Origin of the sequence: Frigoribacterium sp. CFBP 13707 (assembly GCF_014842245.1) — a bacterium.
GTDB lineage: Bacteria > Actinomycetota > Actinomycetes > Actinomycetales > Microbacteriaceae > Frigoribacterium > Frigoribacterium endophyticum.
On sequence record NZ_JACYVL010000023.1, the window covers coordinates 1 to 10,528 of the forward strand.

Annotated in this window: 13 protein-coding genes; 6 read left to right on the forward strand and 7 right to left on the reverse strand. The window is 65.1% G+C overall.

Features of this window, described 5'->3' with window-relative positions:
• Positions 1–231 (forward strand): hypothetical protein (locus tag IFT45_RS16320; protein ID WP_206759083.1); only part of this gene is annotated, 231 nt, incomplete at its 5' end.
• Between the two features lie 697 nt (positions 232–928).
• Here the strand turns inward: IFT45_RS16320 and IFT45_RS16325 are convergent.
• From IFT45_RS16325 to IFT45_RS16335, 3 genes are all read right to left on the reverse strand, one after another.
• Positions 929–1,963 (reverse strand): hypothetical protein, encoded by a 1,035-nt coding sequence (locus IFT45_RS16325; protein ID WP_192129471.1) that lies wholly within the window; start codon positions 1,961–1,963, stop codon positions 929–931.
• Positions 1,960–2,325 carry a PadR family transcriptional regulator gene (locus tag IFT45_RS16330; RefSeq protein ID WP_192129473.1) on the reverse strand — a complete coding sequence of 122 codons (366 nt, stop codon included), beginning with the start codon at positions 2,323–2,325 and terminating at the stop codon, positions 1,960–1,962. The genes IFT45_RS16325 and IFT45_RS16330 overlap by 4 nt, the downstream gene beginning before the upstream one ends.
• A 170-nt stretch (positions 2,326–2,495) precedes the next feature.
• The gene (locus tag IFT45_RS16335; RefSeq protein ID WP_192129475.1) at positions 2,496–3,638 is read right to left on the reverse strand and encodes a hypothetical protein; all 1,143 of its coding nucleotides are present in this window, start codon (positions 3,636–3,638) and stop codon (positions 2,496–2,498) included.
• Positions 3,639–3,908: 270 nt separating this feature from the next.
• Here IFT45_RS16335 and IFT45_RS16340 point away from each other — a divergent pair, with 270 nt between their 5' ends.
• A complete protein-coding gene (locus IFT45_RS16340) occupies positions 3,909–4,385 on the forward strand; it encodes a hypothetical protein (RefSeq protein WP_192129477.1) in 477 nt (158 codons plus the stop codon).
• 46 nt (positions 4,386–4,431) lie between these two features.
• Here the strand turns inward: IFT45_RS16340 and IFT45_RS16345 are convergent, their stop codons facing one another.
• Positions 4,432–4,761: a hypothetical protein gene (locus tag IFT45_RS16345; protein ID WP_192129479.1), complete on the reverse strand. Its 330-nt coding sequence runs from the start codon at positions 4,759–4,761 to the stop codon at positions 4,432–4,434.
• Between the two features lie 183 nt (positions 4,762–4,944).
• On the opposite strand from IFT45_RS16345, the gene IFT45_RS16350 reads away from it, so the two are divergent.
• On the forward strand, positions 4,945–5,322 hold the full coding sequence (locus IFT45_RS16350; RefSeq protein ID WP_192129481.1) for a hypothetical protein: 378 nt from the start codon (positions 4,945–4,947) through the stop codon (positions 5,320–5,322).
• Between the two features lie 100 nt (positions 5,323–5,422).
• On the opposite strand, the gene IFT45_RS16355 is transcribed toward IFT45_RS16350, so the two are convergent.
• Entirely contained in the window at positions 5,423–5,899 is a 477-nt protein-coding gene (locus IFT45_RS16355; protein ID WP_192129483.1) for a DUF3515 family protein, read from the reverse strand.
• Positions 5,900–6,121: 222 nt separating this feature from the next.
• Between IFT45_RS16355 and IFT45_RS16360 the strand changes: the two genes are divergently transcribed.
• On the forward strand, positions 6,122–6,655 hold the full coding sequence (locus IFT45_RS16360; protein ID WP_371811067.1) for a TlpA family protein disulfide reductase: 534 nt from the start codon (positions 6,122–6,124) through the stop codon (positions 6,653–6,655).
• Between the two features lie 81 nt (positions 6,656–6,736).
• Here IFT45_RS16360 and IFT45_RS16365 read toward each other — a convergent pair whose 3' ends face one another.
• The gene (locus tag IFT45_RS16365; RefSeq protein WP_192129488.1) at positions 6,737–7,768 is read right to left on the reverse strand and encodes an endonuclease/exonuclease/phosphatase family protein; all 1,032 of its coding nucleotides are present in this window, start codon (positions 7,766–7,768) and stop codon (positions 6,737–6,739) included.
• A gap of 93 nt (positions 7,769–7,861) precedes the next feature.
• Here IFT45_RS16365 and IFT45_RS16370 point away from each other — a divergent pair, with 93 nt between their 5' ends.
• Both IFT45_RS16370 and IFT45_RS16375 read left to right on the forward strand, forming a co-directional pair.
• A complete protein-coding gene (locus tag IFT45_RS16370; protein ID WP_192129490.1) occupies positions 7,862–8,479 on the forward strand; it encodes a hypothetical protein in 618 nt (205 codons plus the stop codon).
• An 89-nt stretch (positions 8,480–8,568) separates the two neighbouring features.
• Positions 8,569–8,910 (forward strand): hypothetical protein, encoded by a 342-nt coding sequence (locus tag IFT45_RS16375; RefSeq protein ID WP_192129492.1) that lies wholly within the window; start codon positions 8,569–8,571, stop codon positions 8,908–8,910.
• A 546-nt stretch (positions 8,911–9,456) separates the two neighbouring features.
• Here the strand turns inward: IFT45_RS16375 and IFT45_RS16380 are convergent.
• The gene (locus tag IFT45_RS16380; protein ID WP_192129494.1) at positions 9,457–10,230 is read right to left on the reverse strand and encodes a hypothetical protein; all 774 of its coding nucleotides are present in this window, start codon (positions 10,228–10,230) and stop codon (positions 9,457–9,459) included.
• Between the last annotated feature and the right edge of the window lie 298 nt (positions 10,231–10,528).

The following is a 10,528-nucleotide window of genomic DNA, read 5'->3' on the forward strand; positions in this document are numbered from 1 at the left end:
CAAGTGCTGTGCCTGCCTCACGTGCAGATCGACCTCTATGGGGACCAGGCCGCACTGGACAAGGCTCTTGACCTGTGGAGCGATACCCAACAAGGTCCCGTGCCATTGGTGCATGGCGGCAACTGGATGGTGGTGGACCTCACCGGGGTGGCTACTGGTGAGCCGTCGGCCATTGACCTAGAAGGGCTTGCATCAGAGATGGACGCCGAATACGAGACCGTCGCCTCCTGACGACGCGTCCTTGACCGGCGAGCGATCCCCTATCGGACGGACTTAGCGGGCGATCGGCCTAGAGGCTGCTTCCGCCAAACGAGCGTGAGGCCACCAAGCATGCGCGCTGGTCACGGCGAGCAAGAGCCAGCCCGTGATCGCTACCGGCCAGTCAGGCACATAGGCCTCGTAAGCAGGCATCCCCTGGAACGAAGTGAAGTGTTGCATCCCTGCCTCCCCAACGAACCAGGCAGTCACGGCAACAACGATCGACACTCCCAGGGCGACCACCGTCACCAGGGGATGCCGAAGCCACAAGCGGCGCAGCCCAGGCACGAGACGAAGCGGAAGCCCAACGATCAGAGCCGCGATCGTCGTGACGGCCGCGATTACGGCTACTGCTAACGCCGTGAACGCCCCCTCGGTGGCGACACTCGAGAATGCGGCCAAACCGTCTACGAACAGCAAGGCACCGCAGACCACCATCTGAACCGGCAGAGCCACCCAAACCAGCCGCTTAGCGCTCATTCGATCCACAGTGGCGGTGATTGGCCATTCTGCCTAGCCCGCAGTCGAGGGCCGCAGGCCCGGTAGCCGATCCCCTATCGGGCACCGTCTACGACGTCGCTCTAGCGGTCTCCGTTACCGTTCTGCCGAATCACCGTGGGTCAGCCAATGACTGATGTCGATGGGTTGAGTTGGTGGCAGGTCGATGTCGTCAGGCCGGATCGGGTGCTCCATGAGCCTGCCCTTCCTCCCGCACTCGGGGTCGCAACGTCAGGGCCGCAATTGACAGCGCGACCCAGACGACGACCATCACTACAGCCAGGACAAGGGCCGAGGGGTCGTCCCTTAGGTAAATGGCCCAGTTGACTAAATCGCTGGCTGCCCAGGGCACGGCCGATAAGACGAGCGTGCCTCCAAGGCGGTGCCCGGTGACTCGGAAAGCGACTGCGGCAGATAGGGCAACCACGATCAAGATGCCCACCACGCCGGGGCCCAGCGGGCCGCCTGACCAGAGGTAGCGGTTGAAGAAGTCGTACCAACCCGGTCGCCCGGCAGCCAGCGGAACCGAGACCCTGTCGAGCTGGTTCATGATGAGCAACGCGCCGGACAAAGCGGCGAACCAGCCTGCAGCCGACGCAGCGGCCGTCCACTCTCGGCGTGGCTTGCCGACAGCAGCGATGAGGCCAAGACCTGCGAGGAGGACGAACGTCACCCGGTCAGGGCTCGGGTACACCACCGTGTACTCCGGTGACGACGGGGTCTGCACGACGATCAAGACGACGGCCAGTGCCGCGGCGCCTAGAGTGCTGAACCTGGCGGCCGTGCCGCGCCTGGCGAGCACAAGCACCCCGGCCAGAACCCACAGCGCCGTGACCAGGACACCGGCACTGTTGAACGGACCGAACGGGTCGAGAGCGAAAGCGTGCGCCCCGGGGTTCCAGGGCATCCAGTCCTGCACGATGAAGTAAACCAGCGACCATGCCACCCCTGTTGCGAGAGCAAAGCTCGCAGCCTGGTCCCTGGAAGTGGCCGGGAACACGGCGGAGAGGCGGGCACCGAGCCCGTGTGCGGCTAGGTCGAGCATCTCTGCCCGGCGTGGGCGTTCGCGCCCTTCTTCCTCGGCCACGTCGAGCAGTGTCCCCACCATCGCGTCCTCGTTCTCCTGGCGCCAACGCCCCGGATACCACCGGAGCTGCCGTCGATATCGCTGCTCCAAGTGCTGGCGATCCGTGCCGACGACGCTCACGAGGCACCTCCGAACTGCACCTGACCGGCGATGCCTCGCGGCCGCCATTCCGAGATCCGCGCGCGAGCCGCTGCGGCGTTCGCTTCCAGACGGCTTGCCGTGGCCCGGAGTTCGTCGATGCCCTCGGCGGTGATCTCGAAGTATCGGCGGTTCCTCCCGTCGACCACTTCGTCGCCAGCCACGGCGACGAGCCCCTGCTCTACGAGCCGGTCGAGTGCGGCGTAAAGGGTGCCGACCTTGAGTTGGACTCGGCCACCGGAGAGTTCTGCGGCGTCGGCGATCAGTGCGTAGCCGTGCTTGCGCCCGCCGGCGAGTGAAGTCAGGACGAGCATCGTCGGCTCGCGCATCTCTGATTGGGTCATGCGCCCACTATATTCAACTGATCATGATATTCAAGTCGCAAGATACACGCGACACTCCGACGACCACTCAGGGATCCCCTATCGGACGCAGCCGCACGACTCATCCTCTGGCGGAGGTGCGGCCCGAGTACCGACCGCTGACCGACGGGCTACCTGAACGGAAGTAAGCGCTAGCTGTCCGTGTGCTGCCCACCTGCAGCAGCGCGATCGACGTTCGGCTGAGCTTGGCACGAGATTCGGGTGAGGACGGCGTCACCCTCGAAACTCTCGACGCCGCCGGCCCACACGGTGGTGGGTACGTCCTCCTGGAGTTCAACGGGGATGACGAGGTCGTGTGGATTCCCGGTGCCGCCGTAGCCGTCGTACACGGCGAACTGCACGTCCGCTCGCGGGCAGTCGCGACTGGGGATAACGTCGAACCCGATGCAACCGAGGGCCCAGCACCCTTCGGGCTGAGCCTCGTAGTCGAGGGTGGGGAACCATGTCGCGACGTGGTCGTCGACGTCCGGTCGCGGTCGGCACTCGGCGGCGTCGATGCTGCTCCACGTCTCCTCACCGACCGAGGCGATGAACGCTGGCGTCCCCGGTCGGACACGGACCGATCGCTCTTCAGTGCGTGCGCTCGGCCCGGTCTCGGTGTCGGCGAAGCCGATCGTCACGTCAAGGTCACACTCGACGGAAGCGACGACGCCCCAAGCCAGACAGTCGGAGTCACCCATGGCCGCCCCGCAGAGCGCCCACCAGGCGTCCTCATCCTCGACCTGCCCGATGCGCACGCCTTCGCCCTCAACGTCGAACGGCGAGACGGGCAAACCGTGGGCGCCACGGGTGGAAATGCCGGTCGATGTCGGTGTCGAGACAGGCTCGTCGCCGACTGCCGAAATGGCTACTGTCGGCTGCGCGGGGTCCAGCGCGGGGAGGCCCCAGCTACCGATCCCCGCCACGAGTGCCAGGGCGGAGAGGGTCGCACTGAGCAGCAGGGTGGTCCGGCGCGCTCTGCTCATGGCGGCGACCAAGACAGTCGGGTGATCGGTAAACGGCCAGGCCCGGGGATCGTCCTCGGCACGGATCGACCGTGCGGTGTCGACGGCCAAGTTCCACCACCGAGCCGATGAGACGGTGAGCAGAACGCCACCCCCCAGGACCACGACGACGGCGAACACGCCAACAATCCCCGTCCCGAGCACGGCCAGGACGACGCCGACCACGACGAGCCCGAGTCCGACCCACCGCAACGCCTGGTAACGCCGCCGAGAGGCCGGCATCATCGCGCGCACGACGTGGACAGAGGTTCTCATAGCCGCGCGACTCACGCGGGAAGGCTACTGAATGCTGCATTGTGGCCGCAGGCCCCTGTTCGGGCAGGGCCGGCGTCCGCAAACAAAGGGCAATCTCTGAGTGCGCTTCACGAGGCCTCCTGATTGATCTCGATAGCCATCGGCTATCGGACACTGACGCAGGCCCCCTTCCCCGGGGCGCTTATCGTGCTGCGTAGCTCGTCTCCTCAGGAGGGTCGACGCACCTAGTCGGGGGATGCCCATGCCCGGGCGCAAGCCCTAGCCTCATAAGAAAGGGGAGGCCAGATGAGCGTTGCCGTGGAGCGTCCGGTGCGCGCGTCGCGATCGGATGTGCGCGTCTTGGTCGGGACGGGGGCAGCGGTCGGCGCCGGCTGTGCGCTGCTGCTGCCCATCGTGTGGATGGTCGTGTGGGGTGCCTTCGCCGGACTCGACGGCGCCGGGATCACGGGATGGGTCGTCACCGCGCTCGTCTACGCCGTTCCTGCTGCCGTGGTCTTCGCCCTCATCGGAGCGGTCGCCGGACTCGTCAGCGCGTCGCTGTGGCGGCAGCGTCACCGCTGGGGCAGATCGAGGAGCCAGACATCAGCGGTGTTGGCCACAGCAGCGGTTGTCGGTATCTCAACAGGCCTGGCCCTAGGTCTCCTTCTCGGTGATCCCCTTTCCGGAACCACTGTCGGCCTAATTGCCGCATCAGGTGCCGGCCTCACGGCAGCACTGACCCTGCGGCGACTCGCACGGCGAGAGGCGTCGCCCGTTCGGTAGCCGATCCCCTCTCGGCGCAGTTCGATTTCCCGCACCTCGTCATGCGTTACATCCGGCTTGCTTTGAGGAAGGGTAGGACGATGGAGCGGGAGGACAGATGGTTCATGTGACGGTCGAAGTGGACGTCTTGGAGCACTTGTGCTGCGGCGACGCCATCGAGCGAGACGAATGGGTCGACCTGACGTGTACGCGGTGGCAGGACCCTGACGGTCGCGTGCGCGTGCTTGCGACCCACCACGCCGCCCGTATCGAGACAAAGGTTCGTGGGCGGGTCGTCGACATCATTTGTGTAGCCGAGGATGGGTCCGCCAGGCCAGTCCTCCGCATCCCGAGCGGCCGAGCGCTCCGCGGTCTGGACGAGGACGACGATGGACATCTGGAGGCACCGTGGACTGCTGAGGCCGTTCAAGGCCAAGGCCAAACATTCGTGGTGACAGTGAGAGGCTAAAGCCGGCACTACCGATGACCCCGATCAGCCATCCCCTAACGGGCACCAGTAAACGACGCTGAGGTGTCGTCCGGCGGTTGACGCCCTATCTAGGACTGCTAGCTTTCGATCGTGACGACCACCCCGGAGCGGCCTGGCCAAACCGATGAACCGCGTGTCACCCCGTCTCGTGTCGTGGCGGCCAGTTCCTTCGCCGTGGCGTCCGGCATCGTGGCCCTTGCGGCTCTCGTCTCGTACGTGATCCTGTACGCCACGATGTGGGCCCCGGTCGTCCTCTGGGACAACGAAGGCTGGCTGTTCCTCTACCCGATCTTTCTTGCGGCCTGGGTACCTGTCGGCATCATGTCCGCCACCTCCCTCGGCCTCGCGATCGCCAGCTGCATCCGACATGAAGCACGGCGACCCCTGACAGTCGGGAGCCTAGGTTTAGCGGCGCTCTTGCTCACCGCGTCGATGCCGGCCCTTTGGTTCGGGGTTGGCGGGCTCTAGACGCAAGGGATCGGACTGAGGCGCAAAGCCAACAGGGCCGGCTCACGTCAGGGCTGTCGACGACAGGATCGTGCGGCGATCGCGCATCAGAACGCCTGGCTCAGGAGGGTAGGTCTTCCGCGCTCGTGCATACGCGCCCGTTGGCCGGAAGATACCCGACGGCATCAGCTAGGTCTCCCATGACGCTAGCGCCCGTCAACGTCGTTGTGTCGAAGACGACCTCCACAGCAGGAGAGCGGCCATAGGTGGTCAGGATGGCGGTATCAGGATCGTCTTGTGGGGAGTCGACGATCCAATCCACTCCCTGGATCGTGTAGCACGGCAGATCCGTGGGACCTGGCTCTGTGACCCCGCAGCGAAGCAGGACAGACGCGGGCTCCCCCCAAGCACCAGTGGCCTGGGCATCTGTCTCACGTCTCACTTCGGTCTCAGCGATGGTCTCAGGAAGATGCACTGTCACTTGCGCGCACCCCACCGCGTTGGCCTCGTCGGCAGAGCTCAAAGGGACAGCCGCCACGCATCCTGCCAGTGACGCCACAACGACCACCATCAACATCCCAGCAGCTACAGCTCGCATTCATGTTCCCCCATGGCGAGACCGTACCCCGGCCTTCCGCGTCGACGCCTGCGACGTCCCACGCACGCCCCGCCGAGCAATCCCCTTTACGGGTCAGCCGGGTCAGGGAAAGAACGCCTGAGCGCCACGCTGTTCGCGTGCAGGTTGGCCGAGTTATTCTCACGCGTGCGAACACGTCGACGTTTGTCCCTTTTGGCCCTTCTCTTGGCTACCTGCGCAGCCGTGGCTGGGTGCACCTCATCGTCGGGAATCGAACAGCAGTGGGGTGACGACAAGGGGTACATCTCAGCCGAGCAGGTCGTGACCGAAATTGCCCCTGAAGACCGCGGCGACCCAATCGAATTCGACTCCGAACTTAGCGACGGCACAAAGATCACGGCGGCTGAATATCAAGGCAAGGTCGCCGTTCTCAACTTCTGGTTCGCCGGGTGCGTCCCGTGCCGCATGGAAGCGGCGGATCTTCAAGCGGTAAGCGAGGACGTCGCCGACGATGCCGCGTTCCTTGGGGTCAACGTCAGGGACCAGCCCACCACCGCGGACGCATTCACCCAACGATTCGACGTCACCTACCCCACCGCCATCGACGTGAACACTGGAAGCGTCCAGCTCGCCTTCGCTGGCAAGACGGCCCCCAACGCGACCCCTGCGACATTCGTCCTCGACCCCGAAGGACGCGTGAGCGCTCGAGTCCTCGGGTCCGTCGATCCTTCAATCCTCCGAGCACTCGTCACGACCGCGGCCGCAACACCCGAGTGAACCAGGTGGCACCGTCCGACTCTGCCTTGCCGAGTAATGGGCCGCAAGTAAACCCCGTGGCCGATGCCCTTCTAGGACGGCTTACGAGCTCTTTGGATTGAGCACGGTGACGATGGGGCGGTGGTCTGAACCTCGGGCGGCCTGAGTGTCGAGCACTGCAAAGGCGGCGGGCTCCCAACCTGGGCCGACAAAGGTGTGGTCGATCGCGGCGCCTAGAGACGCTGGCAAAGCGGAGGGCCAGGTGCCTGTGGACTCGTGGCCTAGCGCAGCGGCCGCATCCCGACACGGGCCGAGCTGGTCACCGCCGAGGTTCGCCAGGGTGGCGTTGAAATCACCGACGGCCACGATGTTCCGTCGCTCCGCGCACTGTTGCCGCGCCCAGTCGGCGTGGCTCTGCCAGATGCTCGAGTCGACCAGTGAAGGACGCTGCAGATGCGCCACGAGCAAGGCGGGGGCACGGGGATTGTCTGAGGTCGCGACGAACCCAGCCCACGCCGGTGTCGCTTCTTGGTCGGCCAGCGAATATGTGCCGAAATGCTTCGAGATCAGCAATGTCGCCGAGGATGAATCGGTCCCGATGATCTGCATGTCGTGCTCTTGGGCGAGCCCGGCGAGAGTTCCATCGGCCACGGCCGTGAAGTACTCAGGCAGAGCAACGACGTTCGCTTGCTCGGTCTTGATCAGCGCGCCCAACTGCTCGGCTGAGACGTCTTGCTGGTTGGTGTTCCACGACAGGATTCGTAGCTGCCCCGCCATCGAGGACGCGCTGACCGTTGTCGATGGTGCAGGCCGTCCCGCCGTCAGGACGATTCCGAGGCCGGCGCAAACGACGAGGACGACTAGTCCTGCGGCCGTGGCGAGTCGGAGGCGGCTCCTGATCGCCGCAATGACTACCGCCACGGAAACGAGGGCCACCCCGAAGAACGCAAGCTGCGGGAATGCTGCCGCGACGAACACCAACGGTGCGGCAGACGCAATTCGCGTCGCCAAGAACACCGCAGCCGTAGCTCCGGCAGCAGCCACCACCATCACCCACACCAAGACCCGCCGCACATCGCCCCCGTCGTCGTCGACAGCTTCCCAGACGCCACGCATCGAGCAGAAGCGACACATGGCCGCCGACGATCCGCAACGGCATAGGCGGGACCAGATCCACGAGCTCGCCAAGGCTGTTGCGCGGACCAGGTGCAGATGATGAAGTGAGTCATGACGTTCTTCCCTGAAGTCACGCCTCCCGACGACGACTCGTCAGAGCACTACGTGGCTCCTGAGTGGGCTGCGCCCCCTGTCGACTGGCTCCCGAGTCGTATCGGCGTGTCGACACTCCTGGCCACGACCGACGACATCGCCGTCACGGTCTCCGGGCTCTCGGTCCACGCATCGGGCCTAGAGATCGACGTCCAGTGGTTGCTCCGCAACCGTCACCAAAACCGCCGAGACTGGTCCACCCTCATGGACAGGTTCGGGGGCGGGCGCTGGGGCAACGGGGCAGTCGACCCCGCTCGCAGCATCCGTTTCGGCGTCGTCCTCGACGACAGCACGAAAGTCGTCGCTGACGTCGGCGACGCGTTCCATGACGATCCCGCCAAGGCTCCGACAGGACCGCTGCTGACCCTCACGGAACTGGGCGGGTCGGGCGACGACTCCTACTTCACGACCTCGGCACGGCTGTGGCTGTGGCCCGTCCCCCCGGATGGCCGGCTCGAGCTCGTCTTGAGTTGGCCCGAATTCGACGTGTCCGAGGCTCGGCACACGTTTGACGATCACGCCTACTCAGTCGCAGCTCGCCAGGCTCGACCCATCTGGAGCAACGAGGGCAACTAGCGCACCGGCCAACGATCGCCTATCGGGCATTGTCTCGTGCAGCTCCGTGGGTCTATCAGCGACGCTGTGAAGCCGTTTAGGCTTCGGTTATGAGCACCGCCGGGTCGTTGACGTTTCTGCGTCCCCCAATAAGAGTCGACGCGGGCGCGATCTTGGTGCTGATCGTCGGCTTCGTAGCGACCTTGGTCGTTATCGTCGTCGCAACTTTCTGGCGCGACATCATGGGCGACAACTTCCTCTGGGCCAGGCCCGCACTGGTAGGCATGCAGTTGTCGCTGTGGCTCTTCGCCTCCGCACTCTCTGGGCATCGCATGCTGCGCGGCCGCCGCGCACTTGTTCCGGCTCTCTGGCTGATTGGCGCCGCTGCTGTGGCCTTCAACATGAGCATGTTCCTGCTCACAGCCAGCCTCCCCTGCCCGTCTCTCTGTTAGGGCTTTGGGCCGACGGGACGACCCGCGGGATGGGGGCCTCCTGCATGACTGTTGACCGATCCCTTGCCGGGTAGCGCGCCCTAATCGCGAATGAACCATCTGAACGGCCACCGAGCAGAGCGAGCTCTCCGCCGCGCGCGTCGAGCCGCGTCCTGGTGTGCCTTTGCGTGAGCTCGTCGAGCTCGACCCATCAGTTCATCGCCACGAGTCAGTCGTGCCGCTTCCCGCGTCGGCTGACTGAAAAGACCGACACCTAACCACACGAACAGCCCACCAGTCGTGACGACGAAGAGCGGATGACCTCGGCCGGCGGGTACGAGAGCACCTGAGAGCCAAGCATCCGTAAGCCAAAGGCCCACGACCAGCGTGGCGATCCCCAGAACAACGACGCAGCCGCCCGACACACGCCACTTCCACATGCCCCCAACGCCTCTCTCCGCACCCGCTCGAGAGGCAGGCCTCAAGCATCAGGGCGAAGATGACCCTGCGCCGATAACGCCACACGTCTTCATCTACCGAAGCCGAGCCGCGCCCGCTGGTCGCCTCCTATCGGGCAGGCGGAATCCAAGGCTGCCGGAGTGTCATTCGAGCCGCCTCCTGCAGGTTCTCACACCGTGCGAAGACCTCTGAGATGGCCTTCCCAGCGAGGTATTCCTGATCCGCGCAACGCAGATCAAGGCGCACGAGCGATCCTGCACCGAGGTCCGTCACGCAACACGAGACCTTGATCGGATCGGCCCGTCGTGGCGTCAGGCGATGCCTCGACGATCTCCTTAGAAGACGGCGGGTACGGCCTCGTGAGACGTCCGTCGGCAGCAGATCCCGATCCGGCTGCGGGAAGAGCTTGGCCAGCCGACGTTCTGCTTGCCATAGAGCATGCCCCGTTGAGATCTCGAGCGACGCCTCAACGCTGGCACCACGAGCAGGTGTACTCCGGTACGACATCTGCGCGGTATGGCGCTCGATGTCCGTCATGACTCGAGCCAGTGCCTCCCTCACGGCAAGGTCGGCCACGTGTGGGGCGACAGAGGACGACATGAGCGCGGGGTCCCGACGCGTCGCGTTTTGAACAGCAGCGACAAGCCATCGGCATTCGCGAACGCTCACCCGGAACCACGACTCATCATGTCCCGGTTCCTCGTCAACTGCGACGGCGACAACAGACCAGTCGAGATGGCGAGCTCGAACTAGATCTAGACGCCACAGTGAAGAGGGGTCCCAAGGCAGACCGTCGTCGGCCAGAGCTTCCAAGTCGGCAGCGGCCGTCTCGGCCTCGTGGACTTCGAGCGGCATGACCGAGGGGAACTCCCAGTCGTCCATCGCCTCGACCGTGTCCCGTAAGCATGCCGCGCAAGCCGCTAGGTCCTGCCGAGAGAAACCCACCAACAGATCGTCGAAGCGGTCACCCACATTCCGGCCAGGCGCAAAACCGCTCAACATCTCCAGGGCTTCTTCACGACCGACGCTCCGCACGACTCGAGCATTGCAGCAGGGCACACCAAGAGCCGCCGGCACGCCGTCGCTGAAACGGCAACGTGGCCCGGCTCGCGACAACGTGGCCGGTCGACGATCCCCTATCGGGACGCTGTGCCTACCTGCTCGTCGCCTCGTCCGTGGT